The sequence below is a fragment of the Spirosoma radiotolerans genome (genome assembly GCF_000974425.1).
GTDB classification, from domain to species: domain Bacteria; phylum Bacteroidota; class Bacteroidia; order Cytophagales; family Spirosomataceae; genus Spirosoma; species Spirosoma radiotolerans.
Map to the genome: position 1 here is coordinate 2,248,763 of NZ_CP010429.1, position 26,596 is coordinate 2,275,358.

Genomic DNA, 26,596 nt, shown 5'->3' on the forward strand with positions numbered 1-26,596 from the left:
AGTATGGATGCCAACGAAGCAGCAAAGACCCTTTTACTACGGGGCAAAGAAGTTGAATTTCCTCAAAAGCAGGCCGAGCGGATGTTAGCTCACCAGAAAGTAACCGGATTTACCGACTACTCGGACCCGGACGATCTGGTAGAAACTGAGCCAGAAGCCGAATCCCAACCCACTACCAATGCCGATCACGGACAGCCAAGCGATTCAATCGATACTAACGCCCCGAAACCAGAAGGCGTTAAAAAGGGCAAGTGACGATAATGATCGGCAACGGTTCCATACCGGCCCGGCGACCTCCGAAGAGGATGCCGGGCCGTATGCGGCTGTTTTAAAGGCCAGGGTTGAAAAGATTCTCAACAACAAGGAGAAGTTCGACAAGTTCTGTGCGCTGCTCAACTACCCACTGCCCTCCTCACGCATCATTGACAAGGGAGCCGACGAGTATCAGAAAGCCTTTGGCGCCGAGGATAAATACGTCGATTTCGAGTTCAGTTCCGACAACCTCAAAGCCGATGCCGCCGAGTTTCTTGACCGCATCAAATTCGACGATTGGCTGACCAAAAACCTGTTTAATCAGTGTTTGCGTGCCTCAGCGGCTATCTGGATTGTCGATCTGCCCGCCGAGGTCAACGCTGAAGGGTTTGCCGAGCCGGTTTTGCTGCTTCGCGAAGTGGGTAAATTACACGACCTGTTTACGGATCGTCGGGGCGACATTACAGCGGTTATCTACCCGATGACGCCCCTAAAGGATGAATCGGGCAAGATAGTCGCCAAACGCTGGGCGGTCATCGACGACGAATCCTACCGGGTAGCCATTACCCGCGACGGAGAGACACAGCCCGCCATTCAGTTCACCAACTACCACGATTTACAGCGGTGCCCGGCTGGCTGGGTGTGGCATGATCGCTTAGACGAAAACCAGCCGATTCGCATTCAGTCGCCCCTGCATGCAATTTTCAGCGAGTTAGACGATCTGGTCGTCGGAACCGTCTTCAAGCAACACGCCGACCTGTACGCATCCTGGCCGATTTTCCGATCCTACAAAACCCGTTGCAATTACGAAGTACCGGGAACCGGCGAGCAGTGTAACAATGGGTACGTAACGATTCGCAGTAAAGAGCCCGACGAGGAGGGCAATTACACGTATAAACTCGGCCGTTGCCCGGTTTGTGAGAAGAAAAAGCCCATCGGACCCGGTTCACACATCGAAACGCCCGCGCCGGTCGACAATATGTCGGCCGATCTGAGCAACCCAGCCAGTTTTATTAACCCCGAACGTGAGCTACTCGATTACAACACGGAGAAGCTGGAAGACATCGAAACCCGCGTTACAGAGTACCTGACCGGTGACATCAACGAGGTTGATAAAGGCACGGAGGCTGTCAATACTGACCAGGTAGCCGCTCGTCAGGAGGTTCGTAAGTCGATTGTCGGTTTCTGGGCGGGTCAGATCCAGCGGACGCACTACGAAAGTCTGTATGTGGTTTTATCCCTTCGGTACGGCCCCTCGTTTCTGTCGCTGGCTGTCGATTACGGGACTGAGTTTCATCTTTTGTCGCCTGGTCAGGCCATTACCGATTACGACGCGGCCCGCAAAGCAAACCTGCCCATGTATCAGATAGCATTGCGCCGGCAGCGGATCGACAAACTGCTCGCTGGCTCTAACGAAGCGATGGCCACGCGGCTCGAACTGCTGTCAATGCTGGAGCCCTATCCGGATCAGCCGCTCATGGTCGTTCCCGCTGGGTCCGATGCCTGGGAGTTAAAAGCAAACTTCAGCCAGTACATTGCCCGCTTTGAGGCCGAGAACATCGGTCTTGAAACATTTGGTAAGGCCCTCAGCCTGCCAGCCCGAATTCAGAGTATCACCGAAGTTTTATACCAATACGTTCAAGATGGAAAATCAAGGAGAGAAGTCCCAGAAGTCCCAAGCCCAGACGGCGGCAAAGGAAATTTCGGCCGATAAAGCCAAAGAGATTGCCGGTCAGAATGCCGACGCCAATGCAGGCACGGAGACGACTAAGTCGCCCGAAGAGGCCGCTAAAGCCGAAGCCACGGCCAATGGTGAGTCGGAAGAAACGCGCATCGCCCGCGCCGTCGCGGCCATCCGGAAGGATAATCCCGACATGTCGATTGACGACGTGATCAAGCTCGTTGCCGGTGTCTTTAAAAAGACCGAGACGGTCGAGGCCAAAGTTGCCAAAGAAGCCTCGACAATCATCGACACGACGCCTAGTCCGTTTAAGGAGAAAATCTATCTCAAAAAGGACAAGGACCGTCAGTTTCCGCTGGAAAAGGAAGCCCTGAACGGCATCGTCGTTCGGCAGACTTACAAAAGGGAAACCGAGGAGGGCGACAAAATTACAGTGCCTGCCCGTAACCTGAATGAGATCGCGATCTACAGTCAGGAGGACTTTGACCGGCTCAATCATGGCGACCCAAAGAAGCCCGGATTTGCCCGCGAAGGTATCTCGGTTGAGGTGTGGCACAAGCCCGGCCAGACCGACTCGGTTGCTGAATAGCAATCGGGTTTGTAGTTTCCGGTAAACTAACGCACTAGACAAGGCAATGGACGAGGACGAAATTTTGGCCGCAATTGAGGCCAACGCCGGATTACAGGCAAAGGTATTCGAGAAATATGAACCCGGCTTTACCAAGCATCTGACCGAGGGCAAAAAAATGATTGTGACGACGCCGGAAGAACAGTTGAAAGAGTACGCCAAACTTTCGGAACCAGCCATCAAATTAGCAACGCGTCAAACGCATGAGGGGTACGAGGCGAAACTTGAGAAAATCTCAGGCGTCAAAAAGTTAGACGGCGAATCGGGTCACGCGTATTTAGACCGATTATCAGCTAAACTCAAGTACCTGGAAAAAACCGACGATACCGAGTCGGCGCTGTACAAGGGTTTACAAAAAGAGTTGGAGGCTCTAAAGACGGAGCGTCAGAATGAAAAGCAGGAACTGGCCAGAGTTAAAATCGACGGCGAGATCAAAGGAGCCGTCAACAAGTTGAAGTTTGCTGTTCCGAGCCACGTTAAGAAGGACAACGAGAAATCAGCTTACCAGAAACGGGAGATTGAGGACGCGACCGACATCTTTAACGCCCGCTACACGACGACGATTGACGACAAAGGCCGGTTCGTGTTTACAAACAAAAAAGGCGAAGCGCAGACCGAAGGGGGCGAGCCAATGACGGCTGAAGCCATTTTCGCCCGCGACTTTGCCGCTAAGTTAGTGCCAGCCGGTCGCTCGGCAGGTGGTGCCGGTTCGGGTAACGACGATGGCGGTCAAGGTGGTGGCGGTGCCGACTACCTTGGCGCAACGACCGAAGAGATCCGCACGAAGCTAGCCGAAAAAGGGCTGGGCGTCGGTACCGCCAGGTGGAAAGAAGCCTACGAAAAGGCGCATATAGCCGCTGGCTACGTAAAAACTGACGACGGGTACGTCAAACAGTAGTAAAAGAATTTGCCCGCTGGTTAAAGACGATCAGCGGGCTATAGTGAAACAGAGAGACGCACAGCAAGGCACATCCTCTCACAATTTTCACTGAATTACCATTATGGCCGCAATAGCCGGAACCGTCCTCGAAAATGCCGTTTTAATGGCAACGGACAGATTTCAACAGTTTGAGAAGCGTCGCCCCGATTTAGGGGTTGTCGGCGCATTTACCAAGTACGGCGAGAATCTGATCGATGCCGCGACGATCAAGAAAAACCGGGCCTCCGCGCGCCGGACGCAAAACATCGCCGTGCTGAACCGTCAGCAGACGACGATCTACGATACCCGCTCGCTGACGCACGCGCCGATGGGCAGCACCTCGGCCAAAGTGGGTCTAAACTGGAAAACGTACCGCTTTGACGTTGGGGTAACGGAGGCTATCAACGCCGATAACTACATCTCGGCCTCGGCCGATCTGGCTAATCAGTTGGAGCAGGGTATTCGCGACGTGTTGCTGGCGATGGATGCTGACTTTACCACCTTTACCGAGCTTGGTAAATACTCGGCCCTGCCTGCCTCCTCCCTGATGGGCATTTCGGGCGGTGCCTACCAGACGACCCAGAAGGATTTGTGGATCAACTTGCCCGCTGTTATGCGGAAATTGATGTTACAGGGGCCTTACCACATGCTGTCGAACGTGGAGGCTCTGGCCAACCTGACGAACGTGTCAACCTACGGTCAGGCTAACCAGCAGAACCTGCAAAAACTCATCAACAACTATGAGTTCGGCTACTCGCCTAACATCAACCCAGGCGGCTCGAAAGAGGCTTACTACGCCATTCCGACCGGCTCGGTGGCGATGGTGGACTGGGTCGAATACGATTGCCGCAAACCAGGCGGTCGCGGCTCGTACGACGGTGGCGAGTTTTACGACACCATGACGCTCGAATTTACGGCGCTCGGCGGTGAGCAGTTCAGCCTGACGTTCGGTTTCCGCTACCTCGGCGGTGGTCAGGACAAATCGGCGATCCTGCCCGGCCTGGAACGCGCTTACACGGATTCGTGGCAGTTGGCTGTTGACGTGGCTCCAGTGAAAGCCTACTCGTCGGAGGCTGGCAAGTCGCCAATCGTTAAGATTCTGGCCGACGCGGTTTAGTCTCATTCTTTCACTCTTTAGGCGTAAGGACCTGCTGATTTACCTCGGCAGGTTCTTACAACTCTCAAACTCTCAAACATTGACCATGAAAGCAGTAAAAGCCTTTGCAATTCTCTTTGTATTTTTCTTTGCGATTTCCTTTGCAGCCACAAGCGACGCGAACGCACAAACGCTGTTGCCCACGGCCAACAAGATCATTTATTCAACCAACGCCATCGAGGTTCAGGACTCGATCAACAAAGTAGCCTACGTGTACAAAAAAGGCACGGTCTTTATCAGCACGAAGGGGTATACCGGAGGCACGGCCGCAATCATCGACGGCCATTCGCAGCGGGCCGTGTGGCGAGGGCCGGTCGCCGGCATCCGAATTGTCGGCGTCGTCAATAGTGATTCGCTCAAGATCCTATCGCTAAAGTCGACGCCGTACTAACCTAGCTACTGTTTTACTGTTTCATACTGTTGCTTTAAAAAGCCTGCCCCGCAGCGGCGTACCGTGCCGACGCTGGCAGGCTTTTTTCTTAACACAAAGCCCCATGCTGACAACCCAATTACTCGAAAAACTCCGGCCGATGATCGGCTTTCGGGCCAATGAATTAGAGCCCGGTGAGGAGGGCAACGACATCGGTGAACCCCTGAAAGCTACCTCGACCGGCATCACCGTCGATCAGTGTCACGAACTCCTGCAGCTACCGACGTTGTTTGCGACGGCGCCCCAACGCCTAGCTAGTTTCGACGACTACCTGACCCAGACCCGCGACGACGCTATCCGGACGCTGCTCACCACGCTCGACACCCGGTTCGCTGAAGTCGGCCTCAACGCCCGCCTGTTGAGCCCTTCGGTCTTGTTTAAGGGTATTGTATCGGCTCCGCCAATGATCGTGCCACTGGGCCGGGTTGTGGGGCTCCTGCTGGAGCCGTTGCGTACGGACGTGACCGTCTCGCTCGACCGGTTGCAGTTTACCGGCTCCTTTGCCCAGGGCTTTAGTCTGTCGCTGACCTGCATCGAGACGGGCGAGGCCAAAACCATCGTAGTAACGACACCTGGTCAGTGGCAGGATCTGGGCTTACAGCTACGGACCGGCTACAGCTATTTGCTGACCTACAGCGAAACGAGTCTGGGCGTGGGTAACTCGGCCAAAAACACGCTGACGAGTTGGCCAAAGCCTAAATCAAACTGTCAGAGTTGTCAAAACGGTTGCCTCAGCAGCTACGTTTCGGTTAGCTCCGTGGTAGTCAGTAATGGCGTGACCACGATCACCAGCGACACCAACTACGGACTAAATCTCGTCGTATCGGCCGAGGGGGATGTATCGGGACGATTGGTCGACAATCCAGCCCGGTTACTGCCTGCCCTTCGTCAGCAGATGGCTATGTCGTTTCTGGAAAAGATCGCCTACACGACAAGAAAGAATCCAGAAACTGAGGATGCTAGGGAAGGGGCCTTATTCGCTATGGTTGACAAAGAGAATGCCAACCGGGTGCCTATCCTGTTAGATCGGGCCATCGCGTCGCTGGTCAAGGGTATGCAGGCCGAAGCCTCGGCCGCGATTGATGTCAACGAATCCGATGACATAACGTGGGGTAGTATTTAATTTTCATACCGTACTAAGAAAAATCAATGGTCGCTGAAATAGTCGAATTCTTCATGGCTCCGTTCTACCGGGTCAACATTGAGCAGGTTGTCGCCGAGACCATCGACGAACACGACGACGACATCGTCGAATTGAACCTGTCGCAGCTCGAAGCAGGCAAGACCTCGGAGGGTAACGACATCAAACCGTTTTATAAGCCCGGCACGGTCAAAGCCCGAAAGAAAGAGGGTTTGCAGACTGACCATGTTGATTTTAAACGAAAAGGCGGCTTCTACGCCGGTACGTTTGCCAAGCGGACGACGGGCGGTACCGAGATTTCGAGTACTGACCCAAAGGCTCCGTTTTTGATTAAGCGTTCGGGTGAGGGTATATTCGGACTAACGGTCGCCAATCGGGGGGAGTTAGAAAACCGCATGCGGCCAACCTTGCAGGACAAGTTTAAACAAGCACTTTTATGATCGCCGACCATGCAACGCAAAAGATAATCGGGCTAAACGATGCCCGGAGAGTCTACGAAGAAACAAAGGAAATAAAGACTGTCGAGGTGCAGGTTCTCAAAGGAGGCAACTCGCAAACCTTTGTCTATCGGTACGATCCAGAAAGCGACTCCCTAATTCCAGAAGACTCACACTTAAAGTAGGTACTTACGTGAACGAACCGCGCACCCTGACTGAAGCCCTCAACCGCGTACGCGATAAGCTGGTTACCCTCACCTGGACCGACATCGTACAGGGCCGGGTCGCCCTGCATGCTGAAAAGCTCGCCGGTCAGGATCGACCACAGCCTAAACCGATGGTCCACGTCGGCAACGGCGAGTATCTGGACTGTCGGCCGAGTGATCTTTACAAATCGGTTATTTTCTTTGCCTCGAAAGACGCCGAGAAAAACGAGTACAATCAGGCGGCTCCCTTCGGCCACTCGCAAAACCACATCAACCGGGCGAGACGTGCTGTCACCCTGTACGGCTGGGTCAATCTGGCTAAACTGCCCGGTTATGACGATAACAGCGGTTTTCCCGAGCCGATCAAGATCGAACTGAAGCGGGTACTCGAAACAGTACGCTGTGTCATAGCAATTGGCGACTACAACGACGGGTCGATCAGCGACGTATTCAAGCCGTTTGTCGTAAGTGATATGGATCGAAAGTACGACCGCTGGCCCTACGCCTGTTTTTCGCTCCAGCTGACAGTAATGACCATCGAAACCAACCCTCTACCATGACCATCGCATTTGTCGAAAACGGGGTACGTCGGCAGATTGCCGTATCGCGGATCGAATATCTGGCCGGCGAGGGTAATTACTCCCGGATTCACTTTGTCGACCGTGGCCCGGTTCTGGTTTCGTATTGTCTGAAGGTAATGGAAGGCCAGTTAACCGACTTTGTTCGAATCCACAAAGCGACGCTCGTCAATCCGAGACACATTACAGGCGTTTCCCTTGGTAAGTATCGCGATGCCAGTATTTTCCTCTCCGGCGGTCGTACTCTGCCCGTTTCCCGGAGACGGGTTACTCTGATTTCTAACCAGCTATGTTAACCTATAATGTAAAACATGGAAGAGCCACCAAACAGAATTCAAGATTTAATCAATGAAATTTCGTCCCGTTTAAATGAGTCTAACATATTTATACGAGAGGAATTTATAAGAAGCGTTATTCTTGAGCTTAGAAGCGCCATCTCTGTGAGAAATAAGTTCAAGCGATTGTATTCCCTTAGCGATCCAGTGGATACTATGAACGGATACCTCACAAAATACAGGGAAGATTATGAATCCCAAAAGATAACTGAGGATGAGTTAGAATGGGTTGTAAACTATTGGTTGGACAACTATCCAATTAAAAGCAAAGACGATAACCAAAACAATGCAGACTCTAACAATTTCGCCCAACCTTGAAGTTACCCTTTACGATTCAATCGAAGAGTTTCCCGTCCACATCGAACTGGAGGCCCGCCAATATGCTACTATGCAGAGCGGGCTAGCGACCAGTCAAGAAGAATTGGAAGAAAAGAAGGAGCGGATTGATCTCTTAGAGCGCTACGACCGAAAAGGCGATCTCTATAAAGAGCAATCCAACTATCGAATTGCTGAACACCTGCTTAGTATTAACTTCATGCCACTTGAATTAGAGTGGTGCTGCTACGTTTACGCCATCAATGGTGGCCGGGTTGTTGGTCATAGGGAGAATGCATTGATTGAGCGACTGGACCATCTTAAAGAAAATGGATTGACGTCCAACCAAATTGCCGAATCGCTTAATCAGTTAAAAGCCGAGATGGAGGCCGAAGTTAAGCGGCTCTACCCTGGTCGGATAGAGAAGGGTAAAAAGTGGAACAACCTGACGCGCTACAAAGCGTATGGCGAGGCAATGGTAGACCATTTTATTGACCCAAATGAGGAAACTAAGCGAAAACTTGACAAAGCTATCATTGATATACTGTCAACGCAGGAGGTACTTGATTTTGGGGGCGAAAACGATGTCTTATCGCAGCTAAAAACGGCTCAGTTTGCCATGTATGCAATATTGACCGAATGCGGAGTAGCCGACCCGAAATCGATAACCTTGTTCGAATACTACGGATGGATTGACGTACTTCAGAAGCGTCACGAAGCACAAAAACCAACCCCAACGCCCCATGCCCCTAAACGACAGTAATTTTCTGATCTGGTACCCAGCCGGAGAAAGCCAGTTTGTGCCGGCTCTGCCTCGTCCGTTTGTGAGGGAGCCGGAAGTTATGTCGCCCGTCGTGTGGCTGGTACCGGGCGAAACGATCTCGTTTTATCTGAATGCAACCGATAACTCGGCTCCGGCCGGAGCGATTGCCCTGCTCGATGAAAAGGGCGGCTCGCACGTCGTCGCGCAAAGTCTCTCAACGATTGTCTTTCCGGGTGGCTCGCATGTGTACGGCTCGTTTACGGTGCCGGCAGTCGTTGAGGGATTTGTCCGGCTCAAGCTCGGCACATTAACGAGTCAGTATTGCTGGTTAACGAGCGTCGATAAAGCCTCGGGCCTGACTGCTGTCGTGAAGTTTCGAAACGGCGACCGGCTCCAGAATCTTCGGTATAAATACCTTCCCGACGATTTTTACCAGCAGTTCCGTATTCGCCTGGCTGTCAAGAATGAGGAGCCCGAAATCAATAAACAGACGTATCGGAGCGCGACGACGGGTAAAACCCGGCATTTGTACAGCGAGCCTCGGCAGATTGTCACGTTTCAGACGCCCGAATATGATCGCAACGGACACCGGGCCATTGTCTCCATGATGGAACATGATACACTGCTGATCAATGGCCAGCCTTACGCTTTTGCCCAGGCGTATAAAGCTAACAGTAACGAGGGTGATGTATTGACGACAGGCGAGTTTGCAGTCTCCGACGAAAATTACGCGACACTACACCGGTCCTAATTTGCTCAATAATACATTTCTAGATATTTGAAATAGCATTCGAGCGCGCGCACGTACATATTATATGCAGCCCTCTGTAAATATTGAAATAATTCAAAAAATCATAAATCTAAAGCCCGCCAAATTAACGGTATAGTCCAAAATATTTAGTTTAGAGAGAACAGTAAACGGTACTTTTATGTTTCTTTGTAGCGTTGTAATGCTATACAGTCAAAATTTTGACTATACAATATTACAACGCGTAGTTAAGGAGTAAGCCAAGCAATTTAAACAACAAGGAGATGAAAACGATCACACCTAAAATGAGCAAGAATATGTCTGCGGGGCAGTTTGTTAAGCTCGCTAGGACAAACCCATCTTCCATAAAAAGTTCAAAAATTATCCCCCCCAAATTAGGCTCTTCTGGTTATGGCTCGATCAAGGTAGAATTTAAGTAGACTTTGATTGAATGGGAAACAACTACAATCAGCCAAATCGCCCTCAGCCTCAGGCAGCACAACCTCCTCAGCAAGTTGACCCAGCGATGGTTCAACAATGGTTGGAGACACGCAAGCTGGAAGTACAAAATGAAGCCAGTCAAACAAGAATTAGAGAAAAGGAGATAGAAGCAAATTCATCCTATGCACACGCTTCCTTAAAGCATCAGGCTGAATACCTTAAAACGAAGCCTGCACAGGATAGAAAAGACCTTCTACTAATTTCTGGAATTGCCGCTTTTTTTGTGATTCTCCTTATGGGGTTTGTATTGTACTGCTTGCATATTGGCGAAAAAGATTTGGTAACAAGTGTCTTAAAAGGCATTGGATGGGTTGGAACAAGCGTACTCAGTTACTATCTGGGTCGGAATAACAATAAAAAGTCAACACAAAGCCGCTCAGACAGTAACGAAGCGGAGATAGTAGATGAATAAAATAAGCCCCACAACAACGGTGGGGCTTATTTTATTTCAACGAATATAAAGAGGCCGAGCATGATGCTCGGCCTCTTTTTGTTGGCTTAGTAAGCCCCTGCGCGTTTAGTAAACAAATATTAAGTAGACATTAGGTTTACTTTTCTTTGGTGGAAAAACTCGCACCATGAACGAAGATCAACTTTCCAAGCTTGAAAGATTATCCAATTTACTTGCACAGGGCGCAATAAGCCAATCAGAGTTTGATGCTCAAAAATATATCATTCTTCATAGTGCAAATCAATCACAGCAGCCTCGTCCTGTAAAGCAAAACGCACCCAAATCGAAAATGAGTGGCTGTCTGTCCTTCATCGCCGTTTTTGCGGCTATCGGTTTTTTAGCTATTGGCTTACAGAGTCTATTTGGTACAAAAACGCCGGATAAGCCGAAAGATCCAAAGGAAGCCCGCAGAGAACACGTAGAGAGTTTGTTTTCGGCGTATGACGGTTCACATCCACAATTAGAAAAAGCGGTAAAGTCGGCAATGAAAAACCCAGACAGCTACGAGCATGTTGAAACGCGATTCCGTGATGATGGGTCTACCATATATGTTATAACAACTTTTCGAGGAACGAACTCGTTTGGCGGTGTCGTGCCACAAAGGGCAGATGCTACAATAAGTGGCGATGACGGTCATATCATCGAATGGCAAATGTTAAAATAGCTCATTAAAATACAGCCCGGCCCTTATAGCCGGGCTTTTTGTATCTTCATACCCGACACCTATGGCACGGCTTGACTGCATCACCACAAATGATGTAGAGTTATGGCAATCCTTTCGGACAGGGATATTTTCGACTTCGACGGCTGGCAGGCACGTGTAGGGGCAACGACAAAGGCAATTGAAGGCGACGTCGCGTCGCTCGCGCAAGGCATGATTTCTTGGCTTGGCCGGGCCGAAGCGTCCATTGAGTCAAACCTAAAAGCGCTAGCCGATTACAAGACGGGTTTAGGAGCCATTACGGTGACGGCCGATAATGCCGACAAGAAACTGACTGAGCATATTAGTCTTATTGCTCAGTCAGGTAAGGAACTGCAAGCCGCTCGTCAAAACCAGCAAAATCTTACTGAGGCCCAGCGCCTGAATGCTCAAATCGTCAATGAGCTAACAGGGAAGCTGGCATCGCTTTATCAAAAACTCGGTAGCCTCGACGACAAGTCGAAGGACTATGCGAAGCAGCAAAAAGCTGTCACAAACGAAATAAAGACAGTAACGCGGGCAATTGACGCACAAAGCAAGTCTCTCCAGGATGCTAAAAAGGTGCTTGATCTGGCCGAAGGCTCCTACAACAAACTCTCCAAAGAAACCATAACCTTACGAGCAACGCTAAAAGCGATGCCAGACGCTTTTGATGCCAATACAAATTCAATCAACAAAAACAATGCTGCAGCCGTCGCCCTGTTAGCCACAATTCAAAAGAACGACAAGGCATTAAAAGCGATGGACGCCGACATGGGTGTACACACCCGAAATGTGGGAAATTATACCGAAGCCTTCCGGAATCTGGCAACGGGCGGCATTGAGGGGGCGGTATCTGGCTTGGGGGTTTGGGGTGTCGTTGCGGCCGCAGCGGGCGGAGCGGCTATAGGGCTAGGCAAAGAGATACTTGACGTAACGGCCAAGTTTGAAAAATACCGCACAATCCTTGATCAATCATTAGGTAGTATGGAAGCGGGAGGAGCGGCCTTTAAGCTGATCCAGGACTTTGCGGCAAAAACCAACTTTTCCGTAGATGAGCTAACTGATGCCTATATCAAATTAGCCAGTCGTGGACTACGGCCAGGCGAAGAATCGCTCAAGCGAATCGCCGATGTAGCCAACGCAACCGGCAAACCGTTTGGTCAGTTGGTTGAGGCTATCAATGACATCAACAGTACAGATCGCTGGAATGAGATCGGCATTAAGGCCCAGACGGCGGGTAATAAGGTGTCACTTACGTTCAATGGCGTCACGAAGGTCGTTGATCGCACCGAAGCCGGTGTGCTGAGCGCCGTCGAAGCCTTTGGGAAATTACCCAACGTCATGGGTATGACCGAGAAAATATCGCAAACGCTGAGCGGTCAGATGTCCAATTTGGGCGACAATCTCGACAAATTGAAAGTGACGGTCGGAACTGGACTTAAGGAAGGGTTTGCTGTCATTATCGCCCTGTTGAGTACGTTCATTGATGTTGCCATTGCGGTATGGAACGGGCTTTTACCTGTTCGTGAAGCCTTTGGGTTAGTGTCCGATGCTGTTGTCGATGCCGTCAAGGAAATATGGGGCTTAGTCAAAAGTGTATACGATTTATACGAAACCGTTGGCCTTATAAAAGCCTTTGGGTTAGTAATCGGTGTTGCATTCAAGGGGGCCGCTTCTGTGGTCATTGGATGTGTAACGGCTATACAACTAACGGTTGGCGGGCTTAATATTTTACTGAACAAAGCCAAAGAGGTTGCTAATTTCTTCGGGGCCAAATTTAAGATTGACGCTAGTGCCACATTCGCCAACCTGGAAAGAGATGTCAAAAGAGCCGCCGACCGACTGCAAACCCTATGGATGGGGCCATCAACCGCGCCCGCATCTAAGCCGGGCAAAATACCGGATGCCGTGCCGGGCAAACCATTACCCAAAAGCGAGTCCGATCTCAAAAAAGAGGAACAGGAGCGCGAAAAGGCCCGCCAACAGGAAATAGCCTATCAAAAGGTGCTCCGTGACGAAAAGTTAGCAGCCCTCAATCAGCAGCACGAAGACGGCCTGGTTTCAGAGCAGGCGTACCTATCTCAAAAGTTAGCCCTGATTAAAGAGGGAATTGACGCTGAGTTGAAGCTAGTCAAGGGTACGGGTAAGGAGGCACTTACCGAACGAATCAAATTAAACCGTCAGCGCATAGATGCTGAACGGGACTACAAGCGGGATCTTCTTAAGCTCAATCTCGAAAGCAGCAAGACCGACGCCGACAAGGCAATCGCCGGGCTGTCGCGCGACAAGGAGGATGGTACAATCTCAGATACTGACTTTAATGAGCGTCGGCGAGGCATTATGATGGCCTCCCTGAATGAGCAAAAGCAAATACTGATTGATGCCGGACAGGCTAATAGTAAACTGGTTAAGGAGATTGATGCCGATTTGCTCAATGTTGACCGGGTCTATTACAAAGAGCGGGCCGATATAGCCGATAAAGCCTGGAAAAAACAGATCAAAGAAACGACCGATGCGCTTAAAGAAATTGATCTGGCGACCGCGAAGGCTCACGAAGATCAGGTAAACGCCATAAATGAGAGCTACGCCAAAAAGTCCGGCTCGGTAGAGGTAGATATGGCTAGCGGTAAGCTATCGCAATACGACGGGCAAAAAAAGCTCCACGACCTCAAGATCGCTCAACTACAGGAAGTTTTACAGGCGACTCAGGACGCATACGCGAAAGATCGTCAGGAAAGCGACGCTTTGATTAATGATAAAATTCAACAACTGGAGGATTATAAGGCACATGCCACACTGACGCCAACCGAAATAGAGGAGGCAAACAACAAGATTCGAGAACTCGAAAAACAGCGCGATAAGGATGCGGCCGACGACAAAAAGAAACTGGATGATGCGGTCGCAAAAAATGCAATTGATAAGTCAAACGAGGAGACGGAGACTAAGAAAAAGAACGGTGCTCTACTCAGGGAGCAACAACAGAAACTAGCTGATCTGGCCATTGAGATTGCAACTACTTCGGTTAATGGCATCTTTTCGATTGAGCAGCAAAAAACCCAGAATCAACTATCCGAACTCGAAAAAAGAAAGGATTATGAACTACAACTCGCTGGCGATAACGCCGACGCTAAAGCCGCCATTGAGAAAAAGTTCGACCGGGAAAGCGCAGAGTTAAAGCGTAAGCAGGATAGGCAAAATCGCGCACAGGCACTTTTCAATATTGGAATATCAACAGCCGTTGCGGTTGTCAAAACTCTCGCCGAAGGTGGACCGCTGGGCATTCCGTTGGCTATAGCGATAGGCGTACTGGGAGCCGTTCAGGCCGGAATTGTCCTTGGAACGCCAATGCCTGCCTACAAAACTGGTAAGCGATCTACTGACGCCTACGAAGGCCGGGCACTTGCCGGGGAGGCTGGAGCCGAGTTGTTTGTCGACAGAGAAGGTAACGCTCAACTCTTCGATAAGCCGACCCTATTCAATACCAAACGGGGCGATACGGTCTATACAGCTTCTGAAACAGCAGCCATCCTTTCGGGCATGGGCAAAGATTCGGCCGTCGCTCAGGTTCTTCACGGCATTAATCAAACTCAGCAGACATCGACCCGTCTGCAACAGGGCCGATTAAACGAACAGGTGATCATTCACCAGCTTGCCGGTAGTTCGGGCTCGTCGCTCTCCAAAAAGGACGTGTACGATGCGTTTGGCAAAGCCCTCGACGAGCGGCCGGTCTACGAGGAGCGGACCGACTGGGAAAGCATCCGACGCGGCATGCGGCAGAAAAACTCCTACACTGAATACCGCGACAAGCAAACCCGCCTGTAAGTTATGACTGAGACAATTTTCGACAACTGGGGCCGCTCGTTTGTGTTGCCCGGGGTGTATTCCGACTTCGCGCCGTTTTGCCGACTCGTCCACATTGCGACCGATGGCACCCGGACGCCGTTTGATCTGGAAGAGGAGCCGGTCGGCTGGTCGTCGGCAAAATTTACCCTCAAGCGGGGCGACATGCACGGGGTCAATCACGAATATACGACCTCCGAAACTGCCCTCGAATTCAACAACTTTTCGGGTCGCGACTTCGTAGAGTCGATTTTTCGCGCAGAGGGCGAGGACGCTGATTTACTGTTTCAGGCGGGTATCGTCGTACCCGACATACCCGGTCCGGCTGGCGTCGGCGTGGACGCCTTCGAGGTAATCGAGTACGAGGGCCGACTTAACCTGTCGACGCGTAAAACCAGCCAGCGACGGGTGACGGGGGCGTTAGAGAGAAACACCCTGCAAAGCCGGGTACTGGCCAGGTGGGAAACGGCCGTTAAGCTCTCGACGAGCCGCACCCTCGACGGGGCGCAAATCACACCGCCCACATTCCAGAGTATTCCGCTGACCGCTCAGTCACTCGACGAGCGGTTTACCTGCAATGTCGTTGGCGGCAAATCCGTCGAGCAGTCGTTTCAGGGCGATACCAACGGCCATCTGTGGGTACAGTTCGACACCAGCCAGCCCCAGGTATCCGAAATCGAGGAGTTTGCGGGCGGTCGTCCGATGGGCCTGTCGGAAACCGAGGGGCCGGTCCCTAACGACGAATGGCTGTTCAAGTTCAAATCGAGCGGAGTAAGGAAAGTATCCGTCGAACTGGGCTACAAACTCAATTTTAGCGTCAAAAAACGCACCGTCAGCATTGGCGCGGCCAAAGTGACGGGCTACCAGCAAACGTCGCGACTAACGCTCGTTCGGGCCGATGGTACTCGTCAGGACTGGGATGTTACGACGCCCCATGCTGAGGGGCTCGGCAAACGTCCACCGCGTAGTGACTATCGCGAAGCGGACGTGCTGATCATTTCAGCAGGCAAACTCGACGTCGAGATCGACACACGGCCCGGCGACAAGCTGTTCCTGTACGGCCTGCTCTCGTTTACCCATAACAAAAACGAGCTTCAGCAGACGGCCGTTCGGCTTCAGGTAACAACGACGCGCATTACCGTTTCGGGCAAATCGACCAACTCGGCCACGTCGGCGAGGTGCTTGCCGGTGGGTGACGCACTGAATCAGGCCCTCACGGTCATTACCGGCAAAACCGATCGGTTTCGCTCGGCTTACTACGGACTGGCGTCGGACCGCTACCCCGTCGACGGATGCGGAGCGCGAAGAGTGCTGCTCAACGGGTTTGCCGTCCGGCAATTCAAGCCACTAGAGCGCCCCTTGACTATTTCCATGCAGGACACGGTCGAAAGCCTGTCGGTCATTGACTGCATGGGCGTCGCGTTTGGTAATGAACTGGACAACGACGGCAACCCGGTCGAGATCGTCCGTATGGAGCCCGTACAGGAGTTTTACCGGCCCGTCGAACTGCTTCGGCTCGACGAGGTGTCGGATTACAAAGAGGAGACGATTACGAGTGAAATCTACAGCACCGTCGAGGTCGGCTACCAGCAATGGGCCGAAGATGGGGCGGGCTCGCTGGAGGAACTGTTTACGACCCACCAGGTAACAACGCCCATCCGGCACGAATCAGCCAAAAAGCCACTCACCAGTAAACTCATTGCCTCGTCGCTGGCCATCGAGCAGACGCGCAGGGAGCAGTTTGCCGACACGCCCAAAGACAGCACGTCGTTCGACGAGAAAGTCTTCATCGTGCAGTGTAAGCCCATACCCGCCTATTCGGGTATCGTTACGTTTTTGCGAGGGGCGTTCAATTCGATTGTGCAGGTACCCACGGTCATTTCGTGGCTGACGGTTGGCCAGAGTATAACGATTAGCGGCTCCGTGCAGAATGCAGGTACCTACCGGGTGACGTTCATTTCGGACGCGTCCAAGCGCCCCTGGTCGTTTTATGTGGCCGAGGACATCGTCGATGAGATTGTTCCCGTCGCCGGGATTGCGCCCGCAGCGGGTAGTCTGTCGCTTCAGCCCGAAACGGGGGCCGACTTCGATACCGTTACGGGTCTGGTATCGCCTGACGATACGCTCAATCTGAGACTGTCACCGGGCCGGATGCTCCTGCAGAACGCGCCGGTTTGGGCCGGGTGTCTGATCAACAAAGACAAGTTTAATGCCATCAACAAAAAGCCCATCACCGAATCGGGATTGATCCGCGTCGGCTTTAGTCAGGTTTTATTTTTTGAGGTTGTCACGACGGGCATTTACCTCGACTGGCTGGCGGCTGGTATGACGGTGGACATCTCCGGCAACACGCCCAACGCGGGCACCTACACCGTTCTGGCCGTATCACCTCCCGATAACCAGCCGTGGAGCTTTTTTGTCAAAGAGGTCATCCCGTCGCCGGGCGTGTCGGATAACGTCAATATCTCGTTTGGCAGTATTTCGACCGACGATCTGTACGCAGCCGTCAACAAAACCAAGATTCCCAATAACAAATCGGTCGTTACGGTTTTGCCGACCGGGGATAGTTGCGGTAAAGCGGGCCGGGTCTCCGAGTCAGCGCCGGTCGCGGTCGATGAGCTGATCGACGACTTACTCTACCTGCCCAGACTCATTAAGTTTTCGGTCAGACTCTCTCACCAGCAAACGCAGCGTCTCCGCCTTGGCCACACCGGGCAGTTGCCGAGCGAGACTGACGACAATGGCGATCCGGTCAATCCCAACTACGGCTATATAAGCCTGTTAAACGAAAGCGGCATTCGGGTGGCGGGGTTTCTCAATAGCGTCGAGTATAGCCGCGATGACGAGAAGGCCATTTTTGAACTCCGCCAAACGGCGTTAGATTTAGGAGACACGACTTCAGGGCTGGATTGCGGACAATTCGCCGGATGGACACTCGAACAGGCACAAGCGGCCGACGAGCGCACCAGGCGACGGATTGAATTATGTCGATTTATCGACGTTGACCCGCTATAGCCAATGGCCCAAAGCCCGCAAAAAATCCCCGATCAAAACATCATCCGGACGGTCAAGGAGGTGGTTAACGCCAACGCCGACCTGCTCATTGTGTCCGGAGCCGCGACCGACACCGGATTCGCGCTCACCACTGAAGGGGGCGACGAGATCCCGGTCGATCTGACCGAAAATTTTGTTACTCGTGAGGAGTTTTTAAACTCCACCGACGTACCCCTGGCCAGTGAGGAACAGTCGGGGCGTATTCAGATTGTGACCAATCCGGAGGCCATCAAAGGCGAAGATGACAGTAAGGCGATGACGGCCCTAAAAACGCTCCAGCTGATTCTGTCGCTGGGTATTCCGCGTTTTAATTTGGAGGATGCCGTTAATGGTCAGTCGCTGATCATCGAGGTTGTCGATAGTGAATTGACCATCAAGCCCGGTAGTGCCAGCGTCACCCTGGCGAGTCTTTTAGCCAATTCGAGTACCGCCGAAAAAGACGCATTTCTGTTTGCTCTCTATAATTCGTCCTCGGCCGCAACCAAAGCCAAGTTTTGCGAAATGGCGCTTAGTTGCGCGATCCAGCCGAGCCTGACGGTCGTTTCGGTCGATGATTTGTATTCGCTCGTTGCCAATACGGTCGATACACTTCCGGTATACCTACTTCGACTCGACGCCAATGTATGCGGAGTAAACGGCTCCTATGGCGAATTGCGAGGCTGGGTCGCCAACCTGACCGACCTATCGACGCCCGCGTCGGTTCGAATTGAGGTGGACGGCCAGATCGTCGGCACCATCACAGCTAACATTGCCCGGACTGACGTTCGGGATTACCTCGTCAGCCAGGGCCATCCGACGACGGCCGCGACGTTTGGCTTTACCTTCCCGAAACCCGCTCAGTTCAACGACGGCAAGCCGCATACCTGGCGGGTATTCGGGGGTACGTCTTCGACAGAAGCGACCAGCGATACGGGCGCGCTAAACACCATCACCTGTGGGGCCGTCGCCAATACGGCACCCAGGGTTGTTAACGCCCAGCCGGATGTATTGATCACCGCGCCGGGCGACCAGACGATTATTCTCGTCGCGGGTGAATTCGCGACCGATAACCCGAATGATACGGTTACGGTCATCCCCAAAAAGTACGATGGGGGAACCAACGCCGAATTACCCTTACCGCTGGGCCTTACCTACGACCCGGCGACGCGCGGACTCAAAATCGGGGGCTCGTTTGCAAATGCGGCCTTTGTCGTGCGAAACAAGGGTGTCAATTCCTTTGGTCTGGCAACGAATGACGATTGGCTACTGACCGTCAATCGCCCAGTCAATCCCTGTACCAACTATTTCGCCTTAACCGAGGATCAGATCAACGCCCTGCCTATTGTCGTCATCTACGAATATTATGACGAAACGGTCGCTATGGGTACGGTTCCCTATACCGTTCGGCCATTTGCCACACGGGCCGAAGCCGTGGCAAACATTGGTATCACTGGCTCCAAATCAAAATTTGATGTGTGCCGGGGTACAACCAACGCCCTGAACATCGGCGACACGCTGTACGGCGACGATAGAGCCGAGCATATCACAGACGGCACCTTTTACCGATGGCCCGCCGAAGGTGGTTTCTGGGGCTTCAATCTGGCCTTACCACAGGACGGCAATAACGGCTCCTACGTACTCGTACAAACCTCCCCTTGTGGCATCGTCACAAGCCGGGAAACCATTCCCCTTATCGCAAACTAAGCATGGCACTAACAGACAACGACTACTGTCAGGTGACCCTCTCAGATGGCACCAAACGCTACTTACCCGTAGCCCTTGGCACGACGTGCGGCCAGCGCCCCACGATTGCCCAGGCGCAAGCGGCCCTCGGTACGATGCTGCAGGAGGGATTCGTTCCGACCGATTTTCACCTCGCATCCAAAGGGTGTGTCTTGAGTCAGATCGTCGTGCAGGGCGATAACTCGAACTATACCGAGGATGGCGAGTCGCTGCCCTCCGGGGATGGCTTCGATACCTCCTACACGTTTGAGCGGGTCGGGAGTGACTTTGCCGGACATAGTTTTGTGAGTACACCCGCGCCGATCCTGACGCCGGTCGCTCAGGCCAAACCTCGCCCAACGGGTAACCATTACGCCTTTGCGGCCCAGACGGCCCTGAATACGGCGCTGGCCAAACGGATACCTCAGTTTGCTCCCCACAGCAGCAAAATTCTGATCTATCCGGGCGGTCTGTATACCCTTGATACGGATAACGCGTTCATCGGTCGCGGCTGGACCCATACCTCCGAGTCGGCCCAGTGGCCCAACGGGCAGGCGTATCCGGCTCAATTTAAACGGGCGCTGGAGTACGCCAACTATGCAGCCGCCAAACGAGCCGCTGATCAGTTGCCCGATGGCCATCCGTCTAAACAAAAACTCTACGACTGGTCAACACTAAATCCCGCCTTTGAGGGCGATCACCTCTTTATTGACGACGAGGACACCTGTAAACTGTATGCCGCTCAATGGTATATCGACTTTCTGCAACCTGACAAACAGGGTGGGGGTGTGGAGTACTTTTCCGTCAACCATGAAATTTGGAAGATTCGGGAGGGTAGCCCGTACGATTATGTCGCCCAGTGGTACCGGCAAGTGGGCTGGATCACCAAAGAGATTATCCGACTGAGCGAGGTTGACGGTAAGCCCATGAAGTCGGGTATGTCGGATTTCGGCAATCTGTGCGCGACGGGACCGTACTTTTTTGACGACAACGACTCGGCGACGGGCTACCCCAAATACCTGTCGTACGGCACAATTAACGAGCCGTACCGGGGCAATTTACAAAATAACCCGCTGGGCGCTCCCTCTGACCTCGGCGCGTTGGTACTCGCCGGAAAAGCCTTTGCGGGCGTCGGTCACTACATGCAGCACACCAGCGATGGACAAAGTCTGTTCGAAAAGGACGGCGATGGGGCGCTGATCGTATCCAATGGTGGGCTCGTGTACCGGACTGACAAACGGGCCGCGACGATCTGTGGTCAGGCAACCGTCATCTACAAGGACGACAACGAATTGGCGATGATCAAACGCTATGGCTACGAAGCCGCCAATTACGCGAACTGGTTTTTTCGCGCCGGTAGTGTGCATTTGCCCATGTCAAACCTTCGGGGCGCTGGCTACGAAAGCGTTCGGTTTATCGAGCAATTCCGGCTCGATACCGAGGCACAATCGGGCTCGACGCTCGACTCGACGGGCCTCAACCAAGCCGAATTCGACATGCTCAATTCGCGGCCCCTCGATCCTGAATGGACGGAAGGTAACGCGATTCGCATGTACCTGAACGCTGACTACATGCGTGGTTGGATGGACAGCCAGCCTAGAACGGACCTCGGCGCGGACAACAACAAACAATCGAAGGCCCGAGCGTCGGTCGAAATCTACGCGAAGGGATTCCAGCGGGCCGCGAACCTCAACTGGATTTTCGACACACCGTATCAGCTCATCGAACCCAAACTGTGGCTCAAAAATCAGGGCCTTGTCTCGGCCCGCAGCGACGACGAGGAGTTTTACCGCAAACCCATTTTGCGGGGTGGTCACTGTGTTAAAGACGGCCGGCGTACGATCTGGATGCGGGGCGAGTGGCCCTGTCAGGACGTCGATCACACGACCGATGTACTGGTCTGGGTCGACAATGGCTCGGCCGTTTCGCCCTCATACCTGATCCGGCTCGATGGTCGCAAAACCTTCCTCGACTACTGGCAACTGCCCGTTGACTTTCCTGCCTTCGAGAGTAAGCACGTCTACTTCCAGTTCCAGACCCTTCGAGCCGAGCTAGTTACCTGGCGGGGCGACTACCGCGAAGCAAAAATTACCTCAAACCCAACTCCGCCCGCACTGACTGATTAATCCCATCTCCATGAAAAAGACAAAAACAGTCCTCCTTTTTCTGCTTTCACTCTGGTCGGTTCTGGCGCTCGGCCAGGGCACACAGGTATTTACCATCGCGCCCGCGACGGGATTTGCCGGTACACCCTACCAGATCAAGTTTACCCGCGACAAAACCAAATATCCGCTCAACGACGCGGGCCTGTCGGCACTAAAAAACGACGTAGCCCTGGGCAAACTAACGCTCACGGTCGTTTCGTCGGGTTGCATCATTCCGGCTGGAACAATTCCGCCCCTTATCGCGCCGACGTGTAGTTTTTCGGTTTCGGCTCCTAGCTGGCTGACGGGGTTACAGTACCGCCACGACGGTACGACACTGACTGTCCAGACGGCGGGCGATGTTTCGCAAATGGCCTTCGATACCTCACCCAAGACAACGTTCGTCACGACCAACCCGGACGGGGTGACCATTGCATCGGGCGACTTCAAAGGGTACGCGACGATCTCGAACGGCATCTACAACCGGCAGTGGCAGATCAACAAAGCGCCGACCTCGTTTAGCATCACCACGAAAAACAGTTCGGGGGCGACGTACTCGAAAGTCTTTTCGGCCACAACAGGCGCGAATTTTATTTCACTCATTGGCACGACGACCGGCCCGCCGAGTAGTACGACGACGTCGCCCGGTTCGGGTACGGGCGTCAGCGATGGCGATTTCGTTGCGGGGGCGTTCAATTTTGCCGACTTACCCTCGGCCTCAATTCCTTCGGACTACCGGGCGTCACTCGAAACGGATAAGATCAAAGTCACGCTCGACTTAAAAGAGGGGCACGAACCCGATAAGGGGCTGGCCGGTGGCATCCGTTTTTTCACGGATAAAACAACGGGTAATAACACCCTGAACGTGCCCATATTTCAGGCCGGTTCGGGGAATGATTACGGACACCCACTCGGCACAGTCAATGACGGGCGCTCAATTAACGAATGTTTGTACCGTTACCCGGCTCCGTGGACTTATAACGGCGTGTCGCTTGGCATTGGTGACAACGTTAATGAAACGGGTGATGTATACGAAACGCCAAGTCGGTTGATCAGCTACGGCAACGATGGTACAACGCTATTTACGGCTATCGAACCCAACCAATGGGACGGCAACGGGCTACGAACCGGCGACGTGTTTAAAAAATGGATTCGCGTCAACGGCAATGAAATGCGGGTCTGGTACGAATCCAAATTCAATCGCGGACCATCGAGCGGACAGAATGAACGACAGGAGAGCCGGTTCCAGGAAGCGCCGTGCGATTATTTAAATGGCAATTATAGCACGATTTACTTCTACGATGGTGATACGCCCTACCAGAATGCAAGCCCTCGGTCTTTCCAATTAGATGACAATTCGGGTATGACGCCCGGCGCAACATTTATGACCGAAAATTGGATGGCAGGCTGTGATCCAGCGACGGGCCGTTGTCAGGGCATCATACTGGAAACACCAGCCGGGCAAATGGGCCAATTTCAAAGCAAGGGTTCTTACAACGCCGAGGGTAGTTTACTGTCAAGTACGTACATCGCGTATTACCCGTTTCAGATGCTGGATGCCAATATCAAGTGGCGACATTCGCTGATTTTCGTTGTGGGTACGCTCGCCGAGATTCGCGCCAAAGCCTACCAGTACACCAGTTGGAAACGCACACTGGAATACAAGTTTAACAAATCGGGCCGTCAGGGGTGGGGCGGTCGCTGGTTTAACGACGGCGGCTACAAGGAAACACGGTCAACTTGGGGGCCTATAGTTTGGACTTCGAACGAGGGTGAGATCGTAACGCCCGCCGTCGCCTTGGATGGCTCTATCAAGAAAACGTACATGCGTTACCGGTACACCTCGTCGACGCGGCTAAACGTAAACATGGTCGCCCGGTGGACGCGGGCACGACAAGCGGCCGGATATACCAACGGGACGCCCCTATGGGATCAGCGATTCCCAGAAGGCGCAGCCGTGGGCGACGATTATGCCAAAACTTTCTCGCTCATCGCTGATGGACAGTGGCACGTCAAAGAGCTTGATTTTTCCGACCGGCCGCAGTGGCGGCAAATCATCACTCAGGTCCGGTTTACGTGTGATGGAGCTTCAGCCGTTGGCGAAAGCCTCGAAGTCGACTGGTTTTCGGGTAGCCCTTCCGGACCGAGTAGCAACTAATCTTACCAACCTACAATGTACAAAATGAGAAAGATTCTGTTTTCCATGCTGGCCGGGCTGTCATGCCTGACCAGCTTCGCCCAGACGACAACTAAAATCGGCACTGTGTACGAGTCAATCCGACCTGTATTCCCAGGCAATCCCGACGAGTTCGCCGTCACGCTCGACCCGTCCGATTCCGCCAAAGCCGTTACGGTTCAAACGTATTACGTAACGGGCGGACAGGCCGCGACGCCCTACCAGCCTACCGTAACTCGTTCGGGTAGAATAATTACAGTTCGGTTTCCCAATGTCAGCTTAATTCCAGCTCAGGCCAGAATAAAACTCAAGATCGACAATGCCTATAAGCAGGTTTGGCGGTATGATGTAAGTGAAAGCAATACGGTTAAGACGGCACCCGACAACATGACAATCGTTAACGCCGTCGTAGCGGGGACCGATTCATTTACGGGTTTGAAAGGTGTTCCGTCTTACCTAAGTGCTGACACAATTTCTAAGAAAGCAAACCGGATTGAATTGGCGTCAAAGTTTAATATCAACGATACTACCGGCAAATGGGTTGGGAAAAACGTTTATAACTTCGACAAATCAACTACCTCCTCGGCCCTCGCCGCCCGCGTGGTTCATGTGGCCGACATCAATGCACTAAACAATACGCCGGGCAACGCCAGTACGTCGGTCGTGGTCCGTGATAAAATTCGGGGCGGAACGTTTGTGTATGCCGCCAGCGGGACGGTTGATAACGGAATTACATTTTCGGAGCCAGGTGGGGGCGTTTGGGTTCGGCTGTTTGACAATAAAATACAGGCAGCTTGGTACGTCCTGAATGGCAACGGGGTAACCTACGATAACATAAGCATTCAGAAGGCAATCGACGCTCAGTCGGCTCGCGGTGGGGGTTCGGTCGAACTTCCGAACGGCACGTTTCTTTTGAATGCGGCTCTACTTCCCCGAAGTAAAGTAGAACTCACCGGACAGGGTGACGGCACTGTTTTACTGCAAAATAGTAATGCGGGGGTAATCAATGCACAGGGTACCGTCTCGCCGACCTCCTACAGTATGGTTATTCAGCCGCTACGTAGCCAGCAGTTCATTCGCACGACAGTAACAAGCCCGTTCGTAGCGGGTGACTGGATACGAGTACGGTCCGAGGATATTTGGTTAAGCAACAGCGACGGCAACAAACAGGCGTTTATCGTCAGAGTAGCGCGGGTTAACGGAGACAGCACGATCTTAATGAATCCGCTCCCCGAAAACTATACGTTAGCTACGGCCAAAGTTGAAAAGGTTATCCCAATCAGCAACTTTACGCTATCCAATCTCAAGCTAAAAAACATTCCCAATACGCGTTTAGTGGCGCTAACGACGTGGAATTTTTGTAGTGAATTACGCATCGTCAACGTGTCCGCAGAGGGCAGCGACGAGGCCGGGTTCGATATACAAAACACCTGGGAATCTGAGATTGACCGGGTTCGATGTACCGACTTTATCGACGACCCGAATAATGGCCGCTACGGTTACGGAATAGGCTTTTCGGGAGCCTGTTATAATGTAATTACAACGAATTGCACGTTTAGAAATGTGCGTCACGCGACGACAACGCTCGGCAGTTCGGGCGTGTACGGAGTTCCCCGAAACATGACGTTTTCCAATTGCCACAGTTCGGAATCTTCACTCACCCACTTCGACAGTCACCAGCTTGGCGAGGAGATATTGTATATAGGGTGTACGGCTACGGGTGGCAAATCAAAGGTTTCGTTTGGCTTTCAGATTCGGAACCGTCAGGCCAGTTTAGTCGGCTGTACGGCCTACAATACGACAGGAGCGGGCTTCTATATCATTAATGGTAGTATAAATAAATATACGACAATGACCGGATGCGTAGCCTCACAGGTTCGCTATGGTCCTGGGTTTATCATCACCAATGGCGCAAACGTCAATATCGTTGGCGGGAGAGCCAGCGAGTGCGATTACCAGGGCATCCTTATCTCGGGTGTCAATTCCCCTTCGTCAGTCCACATTCAGGGCATGGCGATAACCGATAATAACCGCATACTAGGTACAAGTGACGGCATATACATTGATGCCAGTACGGGCGGTGTGACGGTCGACAACTGCATCATTGGCCGTGTTGCGAGCTTTACAACCTGGAATCACCGATATGGTGTCAATGTCAACAATTCGAGCAGTGTTACCATCTCCAACAACAAGTTTAAAGCCAATGGCACAGCCTCCTATTCGATCAGTGGAACAGCGAGTCGGGCTTATAAGAACAAGTTTGACGACGTGACCGATGTCAATTATTTGAAGGAGCTGGAGATCGTTTCCGGAACAGGCGCTCCGGCAATCGTACCCGGCTTTTTTGGGCAACGCTTCATTGACACAGTCAATAAAAAAGTGTACGAGGCCGCTGGAACTAGTTCCTCGGCCGACTGGATACCGCTGAATTAAAAAGTCAAGTTACCACTCAACTCAC

The 26,596-nt window shown here is 52.5% G+C and carries 22 protein-coding genes; all 22 read left to right on the plus strand.

Going from position 1 to position 26,596, the window contains the following annotated elements:
* Positions 1-3 precede the first annotated feature (3 nt).
* The 22 genes from SD10_RS09015 to SD10_RS09115 all read left to right on the plus strand — a co-directional run bounded on the left by SD10_RS09015 (position 4) and on the right by SD10_RS09115 (position 26,571).
* Positions 4-255, plus strand: a complete 252-nt coding sequence (locus SD10_RS09015) for a hypothetical protein (protein WP_046573502.1) — start codon at positions 4-6, stop codon at positions 253-255.
* Entirely contained in the window at positions 179-1,966 is a 1,788-nt protein-coding gene (locus SD10_RS09020) for a hypothetical protein (RefSeq protein WP_046573503.1), read from the plus strand. The genes SD10_RS09015 and SD10_RS09020 overlap by 77 nt, the downstream gene beginning before the upstream one ends.
* Complete coding sequence (locus SD10_RS28690) at positions 1,896-2,522, plus strand: hypothetical protein (protein WP_052731137.1); 627 nt, start codon at positions 1,896-1,898, stop codon at positions 2,520-2,522. Before SD10_RS09020 ends, SD10_RS28690 begins: the two co-directional genes overlap by 71 nt.
* A gap of 46 nt (positions 2,523-2,568) precedes the next feature.
* Entirely contained in the window at positions 2,569-3,459 is an 891-nt protein-coding gene (locus SD10_RS09025; protein WP_046573504.1) for a hypothetical protein, read from the plus strand.
* 103 nt (positions 3,460-3,562) lie between these two features.
* Entirely contained in the window at positions 3,563-4,597 is a 1,035-nt protein-coding gene (locus SD10_RS09030; RefSeq protein ID WP_046573505.1) for a hypothetical protein, read from the plus strand.
* Positions 4,598-4,682: 85 nt separating this feature from the next.
* Positions 4,683-5,027 (plus strand): hypothetical protein, encoded by a 345-nt coding sequence (locus SD10_RS09035; RefSeq protein ID WP_046573506.1) that lies wholly within the window; start codon positions 4,683-4,685, stop codon positions 5,025-5,027.
* 103 nt (positions 5,028-5,130) lie between these two features.
* Entirely contained in the window at positions 5,131-6,189 is a 1,059-nt protein-coding gene (locus SD10_RS09040; RefSeq protein ID WP_046573507.1) for a hypothetical protein, read from the plus strand.
* 26 nt (positions 6,190-6,215) lie between these two features.
* Positions 6,216-6,647, plus strand: coding sequence for a hypothetical protein (locus SD10_RS09045; RefSeq protein WP_046573508.1), 432 nt, complete (start codon positions 6,216-6,218; stop codon positions 6,645-6,647).
* Positions 6,644-6,829: a hypothetical protein gene (locus tag SD10_RS09050; RefSeq protein ID WP_046573509.1), complete on the plus strand. Its 186-nt coding sequence runs from the start codon at positions 6,644-6,646 to the stop codon at positions 6,827-6,829. Before SD10_RS09045 ends, SD10_RS09050 begins: the two co-directional genes overlap by 4 nt.
* Before the next feature lie 8 nt (positions 6,830-6,837).
* Complete coding sequence (locus SD10_RS09055) at positions 6,838-7,410, plus strand: hypothetical protein (protein WP_046573510.1); 573 nt, start codon at positions 6,838-6,840, stop codon at positions 7,408-7,410.
* On the plus strand, positions 7,407-7,724 hold the full coding sequence (locus SD10_RS09060; protein WP_052731138.1) for a LytR/AlgR family response regulator transcription factor: 318 nt from the start codon (positions 7,407-7,409) through the stop codon (positions 7,722-7,724). Before SD10_RS09055 ends, SD10_RS09060 begins: the two co-directional genes overlap by 4 nt.
* 15 nt (positions 7,725-7,739) lie before the next feature.
* On the plus strand, positions 7,740-8,081 hold the full coding sequence (locus tag SD10_RS09065) for a hypothetical protein (protein WP_046573511.1): 342 nt from the start codon (positions 7,740-7,742) through the stop codon (positions 8,079-8,081).
* Positions 8,050-8,841, plus strand: coding sequence for a type I phosphoribosyltransferase (locus SD10_RS09070; RefSeq protein WP_046573512.1), 792 nt, complete (start codon positions 8,050-8,052; stop codon positions 8,839-8,841). The genes SD10_RS09065 and SD10_RS09070 overlap by 32 nt, the downstream gene beginning before the upstream one ends.
* A complete protein-coding gene (locus SD10_RS09075) occupies positions 8,822-9,592 on the plus strand; it encodes a hypothetical protein (protein WP_046573513.1) in 771 nt (256 codons plus the stop codon). Before SD10_RS09070 ends, SD10_RS09075 begins: the two co-directional genes overlap by 20 nt.
* 448 nt (positions 9,593-10,040) lie before the next feature.
* On the plus strand, positions 10,041-10,502 hold the full coding sequence (locus SD10_RS09080; RefSeq protein ID WP_046573514.1) for a hypothetical protein: 462 nt from the start codon (positions 10,041-10,043) through the stop codon (positions 10,500-10,502).
* A gap of 166 nt (positions 10,503-10,668) precedes the next feature.
* Positions 10,669-11,205, plus strand: a complete 537-nt coding sequence (locus SD10_RS28695; RefSeq protein WP_052731139.1) for an SHOCT domain-containing protein — start codon at positions 10,669-10,671, stop codon at positions 11,203-11,205.
* Between the two features lie 102 nt (positions 11,206-11,307).
* Positions 11,308-15,045 (plus strand): hypothetical protein, encoded by a 3,738-nt coding sequence (locus SD10_RS09090; protein ID WP_046573515.1) that lies wholly within the window; start codon positions 11,308-11,310, stop codon positions 15,043-15,045.
* A 3-nt stretch (positions 15,046-15,048) separates the two neighbouring features.
* Positions 15,049-18,078 carry a hypothetical protein gene (locus SD10_RS09095; protein WP_046573516.1) on the plus strand — a complete coding sequence of 1,010 codons (3,030 nt, stop codon included), beginning with the start codon at positions 15,049-15,051 and terminating at the stop codon, positions 18,076-18,078.
* 3 nt (positions 18,079-18,081) lie between these two features.
* The gene (locus SD10_RS09100; RefSeq protein WP_046573517.1) at positions 18,082-19,800 is read left to right on the plus strand and encodes a hypothetical protein; all 1,719 of its coding nucleotides are present in this window, start codon (positions 18,082-18,084) and stop codon (positions 19,798-19,800) included.
* A gap of 2 nt (positions 19,801-19,802) precedes the next feature.
* Positions 19,803-21,944, plus strand: coding sequence for a hypothetical protein (locus tag SD10_RS09105; protein ID WP_046573518.1), 2,142 nt, complete (start codon positions 19,803-19,805; stop codon positions 21,942-21,944).
* Positions 21,945-21,954: 10 nt separating this feature from the next.
* A complete protein-coding gene (locus SD10_RS09110) occupies positions 21,955-24,120 on the plus strand; it encodes a hypothetical protein (protein ID WP_046573519.1) in 2,166 nt (721 codons plus the stop codon).
* A 24-nt stretch (positions 24,121-24,144) separates the two neighbouring features.
* Entirely contained in the window at positions 24,145-26,571 is a 2,427-nt protein-coding gene (locus SD10_RS09115; protein WP_158500556.1) for a right-handed parallel beta-helix repeat-containing protein, read from the plus strand.
* Positions 26,572-26,596 lie beyond the last annotated feature (25 nt).